We start from the raw sequence: 17,739 nt of genomic DNA, 5'->3' as shown, positions 1-17,739 counted from the left end.
GACACCTCGATCCGGTGTGGTGGCGTATAGCCACAAAAATGGAGGTAACGGGCGTGAAAGGGCAGTCGGGTGCCCGAGGTCGGGGACGGGAGAGAAAGCGGCGGCCGGGTTCCCGGCCGGGTCAGGAGGCGACCGGTTGCCGGGTCGGCGGGTGCGCGGGGCTCTTCGAGGGCCGGGAGGCCAGGTACGGCAGGGTCGCGCCGGTCGCGGCCAGCAGGACCGCGAGCCCGGCCCAGCCGGCCCAGCCGCCCTCCAGACAGGCGACGACGAGGACGTACGGGGCGACGATCTCCGCCACTCCCATGCCGAGCCCGAACACGCCCTGGTACTCGGTCATCCGGTCCTCCGGCGCCAGCGCGTAGCTCAGCTCCGAGGCGCCCGCCGCGTGATACAGCTCGCCGACGGTGTGCAGCCCGACGCCGACCACCAGCAGGACCACGGCCGGTACGGCGGCCACGTGCCCGGCGGCGGGCAGCGCGGCCAGGCTGACCAGGAAGATCGCGCCGGAGACCCGTACCGCCCGGGCGGCCGTCGGGATCGTACGGGCCCGGCGGCTGACCCGGATCTGGAAGGCGGCCACCAGCAGCATGTTGAGCGCGAAGAGCGCGGGGACGACGGCCCGCGGCGCGGCGGTGTGCTCGACCACCCACAGCGGGAGCACCAGGGTGATGACGAAGTACTCCAGGCACATGACGCCGTCGGCCAGCGTGACCGCCGCGTAGCGGGAGTCGCGCAGCGCCGAGCCGTACCGGCTGTGCCCGCCGGCTCCGATTCCGGTGGCCTTGGCCGTGGCTGTGGACAGTCGGCCCGCGGTGCGTACCGCGGGGACCAGCGCGGCGGCCAGCAGGAAGGTCACCGCGTCGGCGTACACCAGGAGTTCGTAGGCGCGGTCGGTGCCGCTGACCACGGCCGCCGAGGACAGCAGGGCCCCGCCGGCGGTCCCGATGTTGTTCACGGACCGCGAGACGGCGCGGACTTCGGCCCGGCGGGCACCCGCCACCCGGCCGATGAGCGCGTTGTTCACCGCGCGGGCGCTCTTCTGCCCGGCGGCCCCCAGCGCGAGGACGGCGACGAACACCACGAACGAGCGGGCCGCCGGCAGCAGCGCCATGGCCACGGCCTGGACCACCAGCAGCGCGCTGTAGGCGGCGCGCAGCGAGCGGCCGTCCAGGGCCCGGCTCACCGGCACACTGGCGGCGAGCCCGAGGGCGGCCGCGACGGCCAGGCCCGCGCCCATCCGGAGCGGCGACAGGTCCAGGACCTGGACGAAGAACAGGGTGCCGGCGACCGTGAAGAGACCGTTGCCGAGGGCATTGACGAGGGTGACGGTGTGCAGGACGAGTTCGGACCGCCGGGGCCTGCCGGTCACGGTGCCTCCAGCGGCGCGGAGAACACGTCCAGCCGGGCGGCCGTGGTGTTGCTGAAGCCCGCCTTGAAGTGGCCGATCGCCCGGAACTTCTCCGGCAGTTCGGGATACATGCCCGGGTAGAGCTGCTCGCCGAGCTCGAAGTGAGCGCAGCCGAGAGCGCGGGCGTGTTCCATCGCCTGCCACAGCACCCGGTGGCTGAGTCCGCTGCCGTAGCTCGCGGCCTCGTTGACGCCCGAGGCGTACAGGCAGTACCGGTCCGACACGGCGAAGTAGGCCATCGACACCGGCCTGTCGTCCTGCCGGCCGACCACCATGAACCCCTCGTCGGCACGGACCGAGGCCAGGATCGACTCCCAGGAGGCCCGCGTCCGCAGGGTCTTGCCGAAGAACTCCAGATGCAGCCGGACGAACTCGTCCAGGTGGGCGTCGGTCACCTCGCGCGCGGTCACCACCTCCAGGGCGAAGCCGTCGCGGTCCCTGCGCAGGATCTTGCGGAAGTTCTTGCGCAGTTCGGCGAACCGCTCCTCGGCGGGTGGGCGCAGGTCGACGGTCTGGGTGAAGTGGTGCCGGCTGACGCCACCGTGCCGGAGCATCACCTCGGTCAGCGGCGAGATCTCCCCGCCGACCAGGTAGTCCCTGGCGTGGTAGCGCTCGGCGCCGTACCGCTCGGTGAGTTCCTGGAGTCGGGTGTGGATCGCGGCGGCGGCCTGGCGGCGCAGCCGGGCGGGTGCCGTGCGGTCCTCGACCAGCATCAGCGGCCGCCCGTAGGCGGACAGCCGGTGCCGTCCGGGGAGCACCTCGACGGTGAGCGCGAGCCCGGCCACCGGGCCGTCGGGTCCGGCCGCCAGCAGATGGTGCGGGACGAACCGCTCGGCGCACGGGCGGTACTCGCTGACGTCGTGTTCCGCGGGGAGGTAGTAGAGGCGGGTGTAGTGCGCGGCGCCGACCGCGAGCGAGGTGACGGTGTAGTTGGCGTGCTGGTGATCGTCCGACCGCCACAGCCGCAGCCACTCCTTGTCGGCGGCCAGGTCGTCGACTTCGGTGAGGATCACCGGCGCTCCCCTCCTGCCGTGTGTCCGGTCCGGTCCACGGTGTCCTCCAGCTCCGCCATGAGCGCCTCGGCGCGTTCGGGGGTGACGAGGCCGGGCAGGAAGGCGAGTTCGAGGGCGATGTCGTCGCCGTTGTCGCCGGCCCTGAGGCCGAGCGCGAAGGACGGCGTCAGCCTGATGTCGACGCGCACCGCCCGCGAGGTCACCCCGTCGAGCTCCAGCCGGTCCAGGCCCGAGCGGTCCTGGCTGCGGACGTTCAGGAACGCGTAGCGCGCGCTGCCCGCGAGGTCCTCGTGGCCGGGCAGCATCGTCGCGAGCCAGAACGGGAAGGGCACCGCCTCCCGTTGGGCCGCGCGACCCACCTCGCGGGCGGCGCGGTCGATCATCTCGGCGGGCGGCAGACCGGCGGCGCGGCCGAGGAACACCGGGACGTTGTTGGCGAAGAAGCCCACGGAACGGTCCGCGTCCGGGACGGTCCGGTTGGCGAACGTCGACACCAGGGCGACCTCGGACCGCCCCGACCAGCGGGCGAACGCGGTCGCGTAGAGCGCGGTGAGCACGGAACCCATCGGGTGCCCGGTGCTCCGGGCGAGCCCGTGCACGGTCGCCGTGCGCTCCGCGTCGAGCCGCCTGCGGATCAGGGTCTCCTGGGCGTAGTGCGCGGGCGGACCGGGCTCGATGCCGGGATAGAGCAGGGCCGCGGCCGGGTCCTCGGGCGCCCAGGGCTGCCGCGCGAAGTCCGTGCGGAGGGTCGCGGCCAGGTCCTCGCCCAGCCAGGCGTGCTCCGCGCGGGCCCAGTGCAGGAACGTCAGATCGGGGTCGGCCGGCGGGGGCGCCTCGCCGCGCAGGGCCGCGCGGTAGCAGACGGCCAGATCCTCGTTGAGGACCCCCACCGACCAGCCGTCGAACACGATGTGGTCGGCGCACAGGAACAGATGGTGCTCCCGCTCGGCGACCTGGATCAGCGTCGCCCGCAGCAGTCCGTCGTACGCCGTGCCGTGCCGGACGAAGGGGCGCTCCGCGTCCTCCTGGACGAGGTCCAGCGCCTGCTTCCGGGCGGCCTCGGCAGTCAGTTGGGGGTCGATCCGTACGCGTCGCAGCGTGGGCGACCAGTCGGTGAGGCGCTGGCGGTGGGCGCCGGGGGTCTCGTCGATCTCCAGGGCGAGAGCCGGGTGCCGGGTGACGAAGTACCGCAACGCGGCTTGCAGCGCCGTCGCGTCCAGGGGGCCCTGGAGGTGGTACGCCATGGGGACGTTGCTGATGCTCGGCAGCCCGTGCCGGGCCCGCCAGGCCTCGCGGTTCATGCGATGGGCCTGGGTGAGGGCGACCGGCAGCCACGCACCCGGGGTCACGCCGGACGTGGTGGCGGGGGGCCGGAAGTCGTCGGTGGTCCCGACGGCCTCGAAGAAGGCGACGCAGCTCTCGAACTCCGGGCTCAGCAGCAGATCGCCGACGGAGATCTTCCGCGCGAAGTGCTTGTTGAGCTCGACGACCAGGCGGACCGCGGTGAGCGAGTCGCCGCCCACGGCGAAGAACTGAGCGCCGTCGGGGACCACCGTGCCCAGGGTCCGCTGCCACACCGCGCGTACGGTCTCCCGGACTCCCGGCGGCCGCTCGTCCGCGCCGCTGGGATCGGGGTCGGGGGCGGCCCGCGCGGCGAGGGCCCGGCGGTCCACCTTGTTGGTGGCGGTACGGGGCAGCGCCTCGGCCGGCAGGAAGCGCCGGGGTACGGCGTGCGCGGGCAGCAGCCGTGCGGTGAAGGCCCGCAGCCCGTCCTCGTCCGGTGCCGTGCCGCGGCGGGCCACGACGAAGGCCACCAGATGGCGGTTGCCGGGTCCGTCGCCGACGGGGACCACCGCCACCTGGCCGACCTCGGGGTGCGCCGACACGGCGGCCTCGACCTCGCCCATCTCGATGCGGTGGCCGCTGATCTTCACCTGGTCGTCGCGGCGGCCCCGGTAGAGCAGGACACCGTCCTCGACGATCCCGAAGTCCCCTGTCCGGTACAGCCGTTGCACTCCGTCGAGGTGGGTGACCGGGACGAACCGGCCGCGGGTGCGGTCGTCGTCGATCGCGTATCCGTCGGCGAGGGAGATCCCCGCGACGCAGATCTCGCCCTCGGTGCCCTCGGGCACGGGCGTGAGGGAGTCGTCGAGGAGCAGGACCGAGCAGTTGTCCAGCACCTCACCGAGCGGCGGCACCCGCGGCCAGTCCCGAGGGTCGCCGCGCAGCACGCTCTGGGTCGCCGCATGGGTCTCCGTCGGCCCGTACTGGTTGGCCAGGCTGGGGCCGCCGGTGAGCTCGACGAAGCGCTCCAGGGCGGGGGTGACGATCGGCTGCTCGCCCGCGGTGATGATCTCCTCCAGGCGCGGCAGCTCCTGGTCGCCGTCGAACGCCCAGTCCGCCATGGACTGAAGGACGGCGAACGGCACGAAGATCCGCTGCACACCGTGGCGGTGGGCCAGCTCCAGGACCCGGGCCGGGTCGCGCCGGTCCTGCTCCCCGATGAGCACCAGCTCGCCGCCGCTGCACCAGGTCGAGAAAATCTCCTGGAAGGACACGTCGAAGCCGATCGGCGCGAACTGAAGGGTGCGGGTGCCGAGACCCGCGGTCGAGGAGGCCCGCTGCCACTCGACGAGATTGACCAGCGGACGGTGCGGCATCACCACACCCTTGGGCCTGCCGGTGGACCCCGAGGTGAACAGCACATACGCCTCGGACGAGCCGCGCGGCCGGAACCGGCCCGAATCGGCGGGCGCGCTCGCATCGGAGAGCCGCGGTGCCGCGAGCACGGCGCCGGGCGGCCGGGGGCCGGTGTACGCGTCGTCGCTCACCAGCAGTGCCAGCCCGGCGTCCTCGATCATGCCCCGCAGCCGCTGCTCGGGCAGTGCCGGATCCAGCGGCACATAGCAGCCGCCCGCCATGAGGATCGCGAGGACGGACACCATCTGCGGAATCCCGCGCCGGGTGGCGAGACCCACCCGCAGCCCGGCCGCCACCCCGTGCTCGTCCACCAGCGTCGCCGCCATCCCGGCGGCCGCCGCCAGGAGTCGGCCGTACGTCAGGCTCTGGTCGCCGTGGCGTACGGCCACCGCCTCCGGATGCCGCCCGGCCTGCCGTACCACCAGCTCCACGACCGTGTCCGCCGTGAGCCGCCGGTGCGCTCCCGCCCGTACGGATGCTGTCGTCGTCATCGCCCTCTCCCCGTCCGCCCCGTCAGAACCGGTCGCCGCCGGCCAGAACCGCCTTCATCACCGAGCCGTCCGCGACGGCCGCGAGCGCCCGCTCGTGCTCCGCCAGCGGGTACTCCGTCACCAGGTCCGCCAGCGCGAACCGGCGCGTCAGCGCGGGCAACAGCCGTACGTACTCCACGAGATGGGCGCCGGTGAACGCCCAGGAACCGACGACGTCGAGCTGCCGGTACACGATCTGGTGCGGGTTGATCAGGGTGTCGCCGCTGTCGGTGTACTGACCGACGATCAGGTACGAGCCACCGCGCCGCGCCAGCCCGAGCCCCTGCCCAACCGCCGCGGGCACCCCCGTGCACTCGACGACGAGGTCCGCGCCGGCCCCGCCCGTGAGCCGTCGCACCTCCGCGAGCGCGGTGTCGGTGTCGGCCGCCTCGACCAGGTTGACGTGGTGGTCGCCGATGCCCGCCCGGGCCGCGAGCTCCAGCCGGTGCGCGGGACCGCCGACGAGGATCACCCGGGCGGCTCCGGCGAGTTGGGCGAGCGCGGCGGCGGCGAGCCCGACGGGACCGGAGCCCTGGACGACGACCGTCTCACCGACCCGGACCGGCCTGCGCTCGTAGAAGGCGTGCACCATGGTCGGCCCCGCGCAGGCCAGCGACATCGCCGCCGACGCCCCCACCCCGTCCGGGACTTTGATTACGGTGGTGCCGGGGTGCAGCACGATGTGGTCGGCCCACGAACCGGCGAGCGGATACGCCCCGTTGGCCGGCCGGTTCACCCCGTAGGTACGGCGCTGCTCGCACAGCGTCGGCTCGCGGTGCAGCCGGCAGGGCGGGCAGGTGCCGCAGGCCAGCGAGGACGCCCACATCACCTCGTCGCCCACGGCGAGGGGCGCGCCCGCGGCGTCGACATGGGTGCCGGGGGCGAGTTCGTGCACGGTGCCGAGCCCCTCGTGGCCGAGGACCAGCGGGACCGGTACCGGCAGATGGCCCTGGCGGAGGTGCAGATCCGTGCCGCAGACCCCGCCGTACCGGCCGGCGACGACCATGCCGTCCGCGGGCGGCGCCGGCAGCTCGAAGTCGCGCAGGGCGAGCGGGCGTCCGAACTCCTCCAGCACCACGGCACGGCTGCGTCCGTGCTCGGTCACACCGCCTCCCCGACGCCCGCGAGGACGGGCACGTCATCCGTGTCGTGCGCGTCGTCGAGGACGCGGAGGGGAGTGGTGTCCCGGCACACGACATAGTCCGGCCGGGGCTCGCCCAGTGGACGGGGCTCGTTGGTCACGTCGTTGTAGGTGAGGATCAGCAGCCTGCGGTCGAACGGAGACATGTTGGGCGCGGAGCCGTGCACGATCTCCGGATCGAAGAAGATCACCGAACCCGCGGCGCCCTTGGGGCTGTCCATGCCGTGCTCGGCGGCGAGCGCCACCATGTCGGCGGGCTTGAGCGCGATGTCGTCGGGGTCCAGGTGCTGTGCGGAGCGGGCGCTCGCCTGGCTCCGGCCGTCGCGGACGAGACCGTCGCGGTGGGAGCCGGGCACGAAGATGACCGGCCCGTTGAACTCCGTGACGTCGTCGAGGAACACGCCCACGTTCACCAGGCGCGGGGCGAGCAGGTTGTCGGCGATGCGCCACGCCGCGAAGTCCTGGTGCCAGGCCCAACCGCCGCCGCCCATGGCCGGCTTGGCGTTGATCTTGAACTGGTAGACGTAGACCTCCGCTTCCAGCAGCTGGCGCACGGGCCCGAGAACCCCCGGGTGCCGCACCAGGGCCGCGAACTCCGGCTGCCGCCGATGGGAGGCGTATACGGCCCGGACGGCGCGTCCGTCGTCCTCGACGATGCGGTGCTCGCCGGGAATCTCGCCGTCCCGACGGAAGGACTCGCGCAGCGACTCCACCTGCTCGGGGCCGAACAGGGAGTCGACGACGACGAATCCCCGTTCCCGGTAATGTCGGACCTGTTCCTCACTGAGAAGCATCTGTCTCCCCCTCCACCTTCGTTTTCTGCTCTGCCCGATACGTTTTCGTGGTGTTACGGCGTCGGGACAGGCCACGAAGTGTCGAGCAGAACGGCCGACGGCTCGGCGGCCCGAACATCGCCTCCGGCGGGAGATCCGGAAGACAGCGGAACGGCCACGGCGAAAAGTGCCAGGGCGAGCCCGGCGGTCGCCACCCACACGGACTTCTTGGTGTTCTTCCTGCGCTGATCCACGGCAGTTCCCCTTTGGCTGTCGTATTGCTTGCCGCGCCCGCCGCTTATTGCGTGGCGTGCGCATCTTGCGATCGAAATGCTGGCCGACGGCCGGGGCCGCGTCCAGGGATCCGGGTTGACCTCGTGCGGCCATGGCCACTCCAGGTCACCCCTCGGCCACCGACGGCCGGGACCGCATGCAGAACACCCCGGGGGCTCCGAGAGCCGCCGGGGTGAGGAAGAGAGTCGGGGGAAGGGGAGGCGCGCTGGCAGGTCGTGCTGTCAGTCGTGCGGGGCAACGTCCAGCCAGCCGCGGGCCGTGGCCTCCACGCCGGCCTGGAAGCGGCTCTCGCAGTCCAGGCGCCGCATCAGGTCCGCGATGAGCCGGCGCAGCGTACGAGGTGAGACGCCCAGGTCACGAGCGATGGCCTCGTCCTTGAGCCCCTTGGCCATGAGCCGCAGCAGGGCCTGCTCCCGGACGGTCAGCCGGTCGCCGCAGCCCTCCTCGGCCGCCTCGTCCGCCGCCTCCGTCTCGTCTTCCACGACGGGGGAGAGGGGGACGGCCTCGTGGTCCCAGAGGTGATCGAAGAACCGGATCAGGATCTCCAGGAAGGCGCCGCATTCCAGCCGCACGGCAGACCCTGACTGTTCCATGGAAGGGGTCGACACCAGGGCCACCCGCCGGTCCGCGATAACGAGGCGCACCGGAAGTACCGCGGCTATACGGACACTTGCTCCGGCGTTTTCCAGATCCCGCAGATGAGCCGGTCCGAACGAGGTGCGCAGCATCGCCGTCAGATGCATGGAACGCATGGCGACACCGCGGTCCAGGAGTTTCTTGTTCCGGATACGGCCCTCCGCGAGCCGTTCCGGAGAAATAGGAATGCCCGGATGCATTCCGATCACCTCGGCGCGGGCCAGCCCCACGGCCTCTTCCAGCGCACGGGATATCTCCGCCGGCCCGTTCAGTACGGTGGCCTGAGCCAGATCCGTCTCTCCGACGCGGGCGGTCGCCAATTGGTCGACGATCTCGGAGAAAAGACTGCGGGCTTGCTGGACTTCCGAGAAATGCCGTTCCAGGGACCGTTGTTGAGAGTCCAGCATCTCCCTGAGAGCCACTTCGGGAGAGGGGGCCGCCACGTTCTGACGCGCGCTTGTGTAGTCCTGTCGGTGCATGTCCGCCCCATCGCCGAGCCCCCCAGCTCACGGCGTCGGTGACGTGATGCTCCGTGGCCCGGCTGCCTCGCCAGGCCCTGCGTAACCATAGGGTTGCCGTCAGGCAACCTCAAGGGGTCGTCTTGTCATACGAGATCGGCCGCGGGGGCGCCGTTCGCGGTCAGACGACGATGCAGGTCATCGCCGCCCACAACAGGGGCGCGTGCTCGATCCGGCCGTCGGCGCGCCAGCGGTCGAGCTGTTCGCGTTGCCAGCGGCCGAGTCGGTGCACGGGGTCGGGGTCCTCGTGCGCGGTGTCGACGGCGACGATCGCCTCCGACAGCGGACGCACCGACTCGGGCACACCGGCGAGCCGGTGGAACGCCAGGCTGGTCGGCAGCACCCAGCGGGTCGCGGTGACCAGCTCGGCACCGTTGTGGATCATCGCCGTGGCCAGTCCGAACGACTCGGCGAACCGCAGATCGCCGCCGCTCTCACAGCCGATCAGGGCGACCCGCGGCGGCGCCGGCCAGACGCGCGCCCCCGGCTCCCCCTCCGCCCGCAGCGGGAGCGTGCCCAGCAGGAGGTCCTTGGCCGACAGGGGCCGATGGGTACGGACCGGCTCGGCCAGACCCTCGCTCAGCGGACCGCAACACAGGTGGAGGGTGCCGTCCTCGCTCTGCCCGCCCTCGACGGGCGCCCCGCTGACGTGCCCGACGTACAGCAGTCTGCGCGCCCCCTCGCGGAGCACCCCGCTCAGCCAGTCCCGGTCCAGGTCGGTGCGCCGGAACGCCGCCGTCGGGGTGTCGAGGGGCGGTTCGACGGCACCCGTGTCCAGCCGCGCCCTGACCAGTTCCAGCAGCTCCGGGTCCGAGCCGGGCGGCCCCAGGACCGAGCCGAGCGGGGAGTCGGCGCGGAATCCCGGCACCCGGGGGTCGAGGACGAGGACGACCGGGCCATCCTGCTGTGCCCGGCTCGGGGAAGTACTCTGTCGTCGCAACGACGTCGCCGTGGTGGTCACCACGTCCGCCAGATCGATGAGCCGGACGTCGGACTCGTCGTCGACGGCCAGCAGTTCCCAGGGGACCTGGGCGACCCGGGGCGACGGCTGGATACGTACCAGCGGGCGGCCCGCGTGTTCCGACACCTGGCGAATCTGCGCCGTCAGACCCTCCGGCCACAGCGCCTCGGCCAGCGTCCGGGCGAGCAGCCGCTCGGCGCGGGGCTCGGCCAGCCCACCCGACTCGAACGCCCGCCGCATCCCCGCCGCGCCCTCCCCGGGCAACGCGGCGGCCAACTCGCCCACGGCCCGGTCGGCTTCGGCGGCGGGAGCCCAGCCGGTGCCGAACCCCCGGGCACCGCCGGCCCACGTCCAGGTCATGAACAGGTCGCCCGCGTCGGCCAGCCGGACCTGGACCACCGGGCGGTTCGTCAGGTCGTCGGTGAACCAGAACGGAACCTCGTCCTCGTCCACGATCCGCCGGCGATAACGGAACTCGGCCGCCGCGATGTACTCCTGGAGCGCGATCCGGCCGGTCTCCGCCGACATACGCACCTTCGGCGGCGGCGCGACCCGCAGTCCGGCCGAGGCGGCCGCCTCCGCCGCCGCACCACCGAGCGTCATCGCCCCGCTGTCGCCGTCGCCGCGAACGTCGCCGTACGTCTTCATGCCCGCGTCGGGGAAGACCGGCGAGGACTCCTCGGAGGGCGGCACGGAACCCGGCGCGGTGCTCAGGGCCAGGGCGGCGCCCGCGCAGCGGTGTTCCACCAGTTCGAAGAGGAGCCCCTGGTCCTGGCGGCGGACGGCGAGACGGAAGGCCAACCGCATGGCGTCGTCCGCCAGTTGCAGCCACTGGCTGCGCGCGTGGGCGGTGACGAAGTCGTGCCGGGCGGCGGCCAGCGCCAGGGCGGCGGGGACCGCGAGGGAGAGCGCGGTGTCGACGGACCGGGTCTCGTGTTCGCCGTGGTCCGTCCGGTTCAGGTTGTCCTCCAGGGTCCGCGCGAGCATCAGGTCGACCTGCGCGCAGCGCTCGAGGACTCCCCGCTCCTGATAGACGTCCCGGGCCTCCTGGGCCAGCCGCTTCATCTCCTCGATGTCGCCCCGGTCGTACGCCTGTTGGGCGCCCATCAGCAGGCTGTCGGCGGCGGCTACCGAGGCACCGAGCTCCTGGAACCGGTGCAGGCTCGCCGTCAGGAGGCCGTGCGCGTCCTCGGCATCGCCGCGCCGACCGGCGAGAAAGCTCCGGGCCTGCTCACAGACGGCCAACTCGCCGAACCGCCGCTGCTGTTCGAAGAAGGCGGACGCCTCGGTGAACAACCGCTCCGCGAGGTCGAGTTCACCCCGTTCCATCGCGAGGGACGCCCGGTGCGCGAGCATCGTCTGCTGCTCACCGGTGTCCCCCAACGCCCTGAAGGCCTCCTCCGCACGGGCGAAGTGGTCCTCGGCCGCGTCGAACCGGCCGGTCGAGGAACAGATCACGCCGAGCGCGGACAACAGGCGGGGCACGACCTCCGGGGCGCTCGCCGGGGTGGCGGACAGCAGCAGCGTGGCCCGCTCCTCCGCCGTTCCCCACTCGCCACGGTCCATCGCCAGAACCACCCGGTTCAGACCGAGTTCCACGCCGCGCAGTCCATCGGGATCGTCGAACTCGGGCAGTACGGCCGCCGCTTCGTCGAGACAGACCAACGCCTCGTCCAGACGTCCCGTCCTGCGCAGCACGTCGGCCTTGGACATCAGCGCCCTCAACACCAGCTCCAGCCACAGCTGACGGCCCCGCGGCCCCATCGGCGCCGACGCGATGCCGTCGAGCAGGGCCCGCGACCGGTCCACGGCGTCCTCGGCCCGCGGCAGGTCCGAGGCGCCCAGCAGGACGGCCCCGTGGTCGACCAGCACATGCGCGCGCAGGAACCGCACGTCGGGGGAGTCCTCCAGGGACTCGGCGAGTGCGAGGAGCTCGTCGTAGACGGCGTACGCGGCTTCGAACTCGGCGGCCATGTGGTGCGAGTGGGCTTGGGCGAAGCCGCTGTCGAACGGCTCTCCGTACAGGGGTGTCGGTGCGCCGGTCTCGGGCCCGGTGTCGGTCCCGGGTCCGCCGCTGTGCTCGTCCGGCATCCGTCAGTACTCCTCACCGGTGGCGGTGGCGGCCAGGATCTCGGCGAGAAACGGTTCCGAGGGTCCCGAGCGGGCGCCGGACCCGTCGTACGGCGTCGGCTGCGCCGCGTCGGCCAACCGGCGCCGGGCCAGGGCCCGGATCGCGTCACGGTCGGCGCGGCCGTCGGGCCCGGGGCCCGGGTCGAAGCCCGGCAGCAGGACACCGACCTCGATGTGCGGCGGCGTCGTCGCGGACGACGGAGGCGAGCCCGGGAGCTGCTCCATGTCCGCCCGGCCGGCCCACACGTCGTCCCGGCGGCCGAGGGGCACCCGGTTCGGACGGCCGCCGTCCACCCGGACCTCCGCGACGAGCGGTACACCGGGCGCGGCGGGTGCCGTGGCGTGTGCGACGACCTCGACCTCGATCTGCCGGCGCGCGCCGAGCGCCCGAGCGGTCCAGGACACCGCGTCCTCGGCGGCATCGACGAACCCCGGCGGACAGCGACGCCAGTCATTGGTCCCGGAGCCCCGCGCGATCACCCGCCCACCACCGGCCGGCGGGGCACCCGCCGCGAGGGCGTAGTCGACCCGCCCCGCGAACAGCGCACCGAGGTCGACGGGCAGACCGGCGGCGGAGACGGTACGGCCGGGCTCGTGCCCCTGTTCCTCTTCGAGGGCCGTGCGCAGGCGGCGCAGTTCCGGTCCGTCCAGCCCGGCGCAGTCCGCCGCGTCGTCGACCAGCCGCAGAACGTCCTCCAAGTGTCTTGCCGCATCGGAATTTTGGGGTGTCGCGCGCCACCACTGGATCAGCGGGTCGAGAGCACCCCCGTGCTCCTCGACCAGTTCGGCCACGCAGTCGTCCGGCTGGTCGGCGACATCGTCCAGGTCGCCGAAGAGCTGCTGACACCGGTGGGTGAGCGCGGCCAACTCCAGCCCCAGTACGCCCGGTTCGAGCGCCGGAATGCCGTCCGTGTACGACGCCGGCCACCACCGGGCCGCCCAGTGGCCGAAGCCGAGCCGGGCGGCGGCCTGCGCGAGAGCGGTCGGGCGATCCGTCAACTCCCGTACGGTCAAAGGCTCCTGCGCCCCCTCCGCGACGGTGCGCACGGAGGTGGCGGTGTGCTCGCCGTAGACCGCCCACAGCCACTGCTGGGCCCGCCCCACGTCATGGATCTCGGCGACCGGCAGCCCCGGGTCCCCGAGAACGGGCCACGACAGCACCGCCCCCGCGACATCCAGTACGGACCGGCCGAAGTCCGGGCCCACGGTGGCCACATCGTCGTAGGCCCGGAGGAGTCCGAAGGCAGGACCGGCGGTGACCCGGGTCGTGCCGTCCTCGCCCCGCACGACGTGGATGTCCGTCCCGGCGCCCGCCATCACGCGCTCCTCTGTCCGGACGCGTCCAGGGCGGTCGCCGAGAGGGCGCGCAGTGCCGACCGGACTCTGGCGCGGTGGTCCATCATCACCGAGCGGGCGACCCCGTCGAGCACCGCCCAGGCCGACGCGAGGTCCCCCAGCGAGGCGCCGTGGACGTCCCGCCCGTGCAGCCGCACCCACAGCCGCCGCAGGTAGGCCAACCAGGGGGTACGGAGGTCCTGGGCGAGGGCGTCCAGGGCGCCGCCGTCCGGGTCGGGGCGCGGAGACACGGTCATCCTGCGGGCGCGCAGCACCGAAGCCTCGCGCCGCCAGCGGCTGTTGACGGAACGGTGCGCGGCCGTGCTCCCCGCCGACGCACTTCCGGCGCCCAACGGGTCGAGGCCCACCGCGAGCCGTCCGCCGAGAACGACGGTGACGCGCAAGCTCTCGTCGTACAGGCCGAGCGGGGCGCAACTGCGGCCGACCTCGCCGCCGACGAGCTCCGGCACCGTCGGCAACTCCTCGCGCCGGGCCGACGACTGGAGCACGACGAAGAGCCGCTCGAAGAGCGTGCGGTCCAGTGGTGCGGGCAGCGTGGCCGTCGAGGCGCCCCGGCCGACCTCCGGCCGCGACGGCACCGGTCGCGCGGTCAGCCCGAGATGGGCGGGCGGGTCCTCGCCGCCCCAGACGCCGCTCGGGCGCGCCCACAGGGCTCGGCCGAACAGTGCGCCGTGCCCGGCCTCGATCATCGCCGCGTAGGCCGGCGAGTCCGGTTCCGGCGTGCCGCAGGCCTCCAGGACCTCGGTCGCCCGTGCCACCGCCTCGGTCGCGTCCGCGACCGGCCGACGCCCTTCCCAGGCGAGGGCCAACTCGGTGTCGAGCCGGGCCCGTAGGGCGGGGTCCGCGAGACAGTCCTTGAGCGCCTGCACCGTACGTCCGCCGCTCGCGTCCGCCACGTCCTCGACCACGGCCCGGGCCACCGCGTCCGCCCCGGCCGAGGGCGGCCCATGCTCGGTCGCCAGCTCGAAGCACCGCTGGAAGTACAGATCCTGTGGGTTGCCCGCCACCACCCCCAGCTTCCGGCGGGCCTTCTTGAGCAGCGTGAACCACTGTGCCGTCGCCGCGAGTCGCGTGCCGGACTCCCGGATCAGCGCGTCGAGGCGCGCGGCCTCGGCCGGTCCGAGGAAGTCCGCCGAGAGTTCGGGACGCAGCGCGGGCCTGACGATCAGCGGCAGCACGATGAGCTTGACCGTCCGGGTGAGCGGCGCCCCGCCGGGGCCGCTCAGCGATTCGAGCCCCGGACCGAGGGCCCGCCAGGCGTGGTCGATGACCAGGGCACGCGGTCGGCGCTCGTCGGTCGGCTGGCTCGCGGGCGGCATGGGGGGAGAGTACGTCGTCCACGAACAGGCGGTCGAACCTGGGATCGGTAGGTGTTCCGGGCCGCCTAGCGTCCTCACCATGCACCGCACCGGACATCGGTGCTCACCACAAGGAGAAGCGGTCATGGGAATCTTCGGGAAGCGTGGCGGGAACCGCGAGGAGCGAGCCGCCGAGATCGCCGGCAAGGTGGCGAGCGGCAAGGGCTTCTACGGCCGGGCCACGCGCGCGTTCCTCGGCGCGGAGGACTTCGCCAAGGTCCAGCAGTCGATCGGCGCGTACCAGTCGGGCCACGACGTCCAGCAGTTGCTCGCCGCGGGAGTGCCGACCACGCCCGCCGTCGTCCTCTCGATCACAGACACCGGCCGACTGGTCAACTACGACCCGGTGGTCGACCTCGTCCTCCAGCCGGCCGGAACCACCGACCGGATCTCCCTCCAGACCCTCGTCTCCAAACTGCGCATCCCGCGCACCGGCGACCAGGTGCTCCTGATCGCCGACCCCGCCCGGCCGGGCGGCTACCTCTACGCCGGGGACGGCGTGACCCCGTGACCCTCACGGACGCACCGTCCCACCCTCCGTGCAGGCCGACGGCTCACAGCAAGGAGAGACCATGCGCAGCCGTACCAGTGTGTTCGTCGGCAATCTCGTGTTCATGGCGCTCTGCATGGCGGCGTTCCCGTTCTTTCTCGTCTTGGGAGCCGCTGCCTGGCACGACGGCGAGGAGTGGGGCTGGCTGGTGGCCGTAATCGGCGGGGTCTGCACCGCGACGATCCCCGTCATGGCCGCCACCGCCACACGGCAGGAGTTTCCCGGGATCACGCGCAGGGACGCGGTGAAGGGTGGCCGCCCCTCCTACGGCGACGACACGTTCGTGATGTGGGCCCCACGGTCCCAACCGGGCCCGGTGGGCGCCCAGTTGGTGCGGGCGGACGTCCTGGAGGCGTCGCTCGTGCGGTACAGCCCCGACGGGGAGGCGACGTTCACGACGTACTGCGGCAACTACGCGCCCGCGGAGTTCATGCCGGAGATCAGGCTGAGGCTGCGCGTGCACGCGGCTGAGGAGTCCGAAGGGGCCGCCGGGCATGGGGAGTTCGAGGTCACCGGCGAGTGGCGGGTGCCGCCCCTGTGTCTGTCGGCGATCACAGCGGGCCGCCTGGTCGTCCTGGTGGACCCGGCCGGTCCCGCAGGCCCCGAGGGCCCCGGCAGGGTCACCGTCCTGTGGCCGCGCAGCACTTTGCTGGCCGGCACCAGAACCTGCCGGGTGATCGACCTCGAAGGCCGACCGGCAGAGGTGACCCGCTATCTCGGCCGCCAACTGGCACAGATGCGGATCTCGCGCGCGGTCGGAGGGGTCGAGATGGTCGGCGACACGATCGACCTACGGCTCCTGGAGGCCGGAACGGCGGCACGGTACGGCGCCCTGGCCGACCGATTCCGCGACTGCCCCGAGGACCGGGCACCGGTGACCGAGCCGGGCGAGGAGGCCCGCCTGCTGGTGGACGAACTTCCGGGCGAGGAGGCGGGGTTCGGCACTGCCGGCCGACGCTGGTCACGCCACGGCGGCCACCTGGCGCGTGGGCGGTTCCTGGAGATGCGCGGCAGGACCACCTTCCAGGTCCACGGACCGGTGCTCGACACGGTGCTGCGGATCCGGCCGACGGACGGCACACCCCCGTTCGACGCCGCCCGGCGGTTGACGGTGCCGATGGACTACCTGGCGGTCCTGCACCACACCAAGGAGGTGGTGCTGTGCGTCAGCCCGGACGGCAGGTCGTACGCGGTCGACTGGCAGCGCACCGGCCTCCTCGCGGGCCTCGCCACGGCCAAGGTCATCGGGCGGGACGGCCGGGAGTTCTCACTCCCGGCCCGTTCCGAGGCGCTCTGGCCGCTGATGAACCTGCTCGCCTCCCACGGCCTCTCCAACCCGGCTCCCGTCCTCGACCTCCGCCGGCGCCGCATGGGCGAGGTGGCGGAGGCGGTGATGGAAGTGGTCCGGGACAGAGGGCTGGAACCGACCGATCACCGCGCCTAGCGTGACCTGGTCGTGCCGGTGTCACGCCACCGAGTTCAGCAGGTCGGCCAGTACGTCGGGCCGTTCCAGGGCGATGAAGTGGCCGGCCTTCGACACCTGGGTGAAGTCGGCGGCGGGCAGCAGCCGCTTGTTGGCCGCCCGGTCCGAGACCCGGGACCAGTCGTGCTCGCCGTAGACGAGGTGGATGGGAGCCTTGACCTCGGGGTAGCGGGAGCGGGCCGCGATGAGGCTGGGCAGGGCCTGGTACACGCTGCGGGCGACGGTCGGGTAGCCGGGGCGCTTGCCCACCTGGAGCAGCTCGTCCACGTAGTCGGCCCGCAGCGCGCTCTTGTCGCCCAGGCCGCCCTGAAGGATCTTGGTGAGCGCGGGCTTGGGCTCCACACCGGCGATCACCGGGCCCACTCCGGGGGCGAGGACACCGCTGACCACCACGCGGGCGAGGAGGCTGGAGCGGGCGATCCCGCCCGGGAAGTCGTAGGCGTTGACCGCGACGACACGCCGGACCCGCTCCGGGAGGTCGGCCGCCGTGGTCAGGGCGAGCACCGCGCCCATGGACTCGCCGACCAACGTCACGTCGTGCAGGTCGAGTTCGGTGAGGAGCCGCTCGACCCCGGCGCGCATGGCGGGCTCGTCGTAGGACGCGCCGGGCACGATCTCGGAGTAGCCCATGCCCGGCAGGTCGAGGGCGTACACGGTGTACCGCTCCGCGATCAGCGGGATGAGGAGGCGGTAGTGCTCGGCCTGGGTGCGCACGGTGTGCAGCAGGACCAGCGGGGCGCCGCTGCCCGCCTTGAGGTAGCGCAGGGTTCCCTCGCGGCCGTCACGTCCTGCGCGCGGGGCGATGGTGTGGGTGGTGGTCCCCGGGATGTGAATCGTGGGACGTGACTCCTGGCTGGGCATCTCGCGTCTCCCTTTCTTGTCTCGTCG

At 72.8% G+C, this 17,739-nt stretch carries 12 protein-coding genes; 2 read left to right on the top strand and 10 right to left on the bottom strand.

Annotated elements, in window-relative coordinates; genetic code table 11:
- Positions 1 to 121 precede the first annotated feature (121 nt).
- The 9 genes from ABKA17_RS38245 to ABKA17_RS38205 all read right to left on the bottom strand — a co-directional run bounded on the left by ABKA17_RS38245 (position 122) and on the right by ABKA17_RS38205 (position 14,779).
- A complete protein-coding gene (locus ABKA17_RS38245; protein WP_353696982.1) occupies positions 122 to 1,369 on the bottom strand; it encodes an MFS transporter in 1,248 nt (415 codons plus the stop codon).
- Positions 1,366 to 2,421, bottom strand: a complete 1,056-nt coding sequence (locus ABKA17_RS38240; protein ID WP_353696981.1) for a GNAT family N-acetyltransferase — start codon at positions 2,419 to 2,421, stop codon at positions 1,366 to 1,368. The genes ABKA17_RS38245 and ABKA17_RS38240 overlap by 4 nt, the downstream gene beginning before the upstream one ends.
- Positions 2,418 to 5,612 carry a non-ribosomal peptide synthetase gene (locus ABKA17_RS38235; RefSeq protein ID WP_353696980.1) on the bottom strand — a complete coding sequence of 1,065 codons (3,195 nt, stop codon included), beginning with the start codon at positions 5,610 to 5,612 and terminating at the stop codon, positions 2,418 to 2,420. Before ABKA17_RS38235 ends, ABKA17_RS38240 begins: the two co-directional genes overlap by 4 nt.
- A gap of 22 nt (positions 5,613 to 5,634) precedes the next feature.
- Positions 5,635 to 6,756, bottom strand: a complete 1,122-nt coding sequence (locus ABKA17_RS38230) for a zinc-binding dehydrogenase (RefSeq protein ID WP_353696979.1) — start codon at positions 6,754 to 6,756, stop codon at positions 5,635 to 5,637.
- Complete coding sequence (locus ABKA17_RS38225) at positions 6,753 to 7,586, bottom strand: phytanoyl-CoA dioxygenase family protein (protein WP_353696978.1); 834 nt, start codon at positions 7,584 to 7,586, stop codon at positions 6,753 to 6,755. Before ABKA17_RS38225 ends, ABKA17_RS38230 begins: the two co-directional genes overlap by 4 nt.
- 494 nt (positions 7,587 to 8,080) lie before the next feature.
- The gene (locus tag ABKA17_RS38220; protein ID WP_353696977.1) at positions 8,081 to 8,902 is read right to left on the bottom strand and encodes a helix-turn-helix transcriptional regulator; all 822 of its coding nucleotides are present in this window, start codon (positions 8,900 to 8,902) and stop codon (positions 8,081 to 8,083) included.
- A gap of 232 nt (positions 8,903 to 9,134) precedes the next feature.
- Entirely contained in the window at positions 9,135 to 12,065 is a 2,931-nt protein-coding gene (locus ABKA17_RS38215) for a hypothetical protein (RefSeq protein WP_353696976.1), read from the bottom strand.
- A gap of 3 nt (positions 12,066 to 12,068) precedes the next feature.
- Positions 12,069 to 13,421 (bottom strand): hypothetical protein, encoded by a 1,353-nt coding sequence (locus ABKA17_RS38210; RefSeq protein WP_353696975.1) that lies wholly within the window; start codon positions 13,419 to 13,421, stop codon positions 12,069 to 12,071.
- Positions 13,421 to 14,779: a hypothetical protein gene (locus tag ABKA17_RS38205; RefSeq protein WP_353696974.1), complete on the bottom strand. Its 1,359-nt coding sequence runs from the start codon at positions 14,777 to 14,779 to the stop codon at positions 13,421 to 13,423. Before ABKA17_RS38205 ends, ABKA17_RS38210 begins: the two co-directional genes overlap by 1 nt.
- Before the next feature lie 124 nt (positions 14,780 to 14,903).
- On the opposite strand from ABKA17_RS38205, the gene ABKA17_RS38200 reads away from it, so the two are divergent.
- Positions 14,904 to 15,329: a hypothetical protein gene (locus ABKA17_RS38200; RefSeq protein WP_353696973.1), complete on the top strand. Its 426-nt coding sequence runs from the start codon at positions 14,904 to 14,906 to the stop codon at positions 15,327 to 15,329.
- Between the two features lie 61 nt (positions 15,330 to 15,390).
- Positions 15,391 to 16,812, top strand: coding sequence for a hypothetical protein (locus ABKA17_RS38195; RefSeq protein WP_353696972.1), 1,422 nt, complete (start codon positions 15,391 to 15,393; stop codon positions 16,810 to 16,812).
- Between the two features lie 21 nt (positions 16,813 to 16,833).
- On the opposite strand, the gene ABKA17_RS38190 is transcribed toward ABKA17_RS38195, so the two are convergent.
- Positions 16,834 to 17,712, bottom strand: a complete 879-nt coding sequence (locus ABKA17_RS38190; RefSeq protein WP_353696971.1) for an alpha/beta fold hydrolase — start codon at positions 17,710 to 17,712, stop codon at positions 16,834 to 16,836.
- Positions 17,713 to 17,739: the final 27 nt, after the last annotated feature.

The organism is Streptomyces sp. RG80, assembly GCF_040446465.1.
Classification (GTDB): Bacteria; Actinomycetota; Actinomycetes; order Streptomycetales; family Streptomycetaceae; genus Streptomyces.
The sequence above is the reverse complement of the archived record's forward strand: the minus strand, read 5'-3'. Positions and strand labels throughout refer to the sequence as shown.

Coding starts and splice junctions, on each gene's coding strand:
- ABKA17_RS38190 (WP_353696971.1), bottom strand. CDS start 17,712: ATGCCCAGCCAGGAGTCACGTCCCACGATTCACATCCCGGGGACCACC.
- ABKA17_RS38235 (WP_353696980.1), bottom strand. CDS start 5,612: ATGACGACGACAGCATCCGTACGGGCGGGAGCGCACCGGCGGCTCACG.
- ABKA17_RS38205 (WP_353696974.1), bottom strand. CDS start 14,779: ATGCCGCCCGCGAGCCAGCCGACCGACGAGCGCCGACCGCGTGCCCTG.
- ABKA17_RS38220 (WP_353696977.1), bottom strand. CDS start 8,902: ATGCTGGACTCTCAACAACGGTCCCTGGAACGGCATTTCTCGGAAGTC.
- ABKA17_RS38215 (WP_353696976.1), bottom strand. CDS start 12,065: ATGCCGGACGAGCACAGCGGCGGACCCGGGACCGACACCGGGCCCGAG.
- ABKA17_RS38200 (WP_353696973.1), top strand. CDS start 14,904: ATGGGAATCTTCGGGAAGCGTGGCGGGAACCGCGAGGAGCGAGCCGCC.
- ABKA17_RS38195 (WP_353696972.1), top strand. CDS start 15,391: ATGCGCAGCCGTACCAGTGTGTTCGTCGGCAATCTCGTGTTCATGGCG.
- ABKA17_RS38210 (WP_353696975.1), bottom strand. CDS start 13,421: ATGGCGGGCGCCGGGACGGACATCCACGTCGTGCGGGGCGAGGACGGC.
- ABKA17_RS38225 (WP_353696978.1), bottom strand. CDS start 7,586: ATGCTTCTCAGTGAGGAACAGGTCCGACATTACCGGGAACGGGGATTC.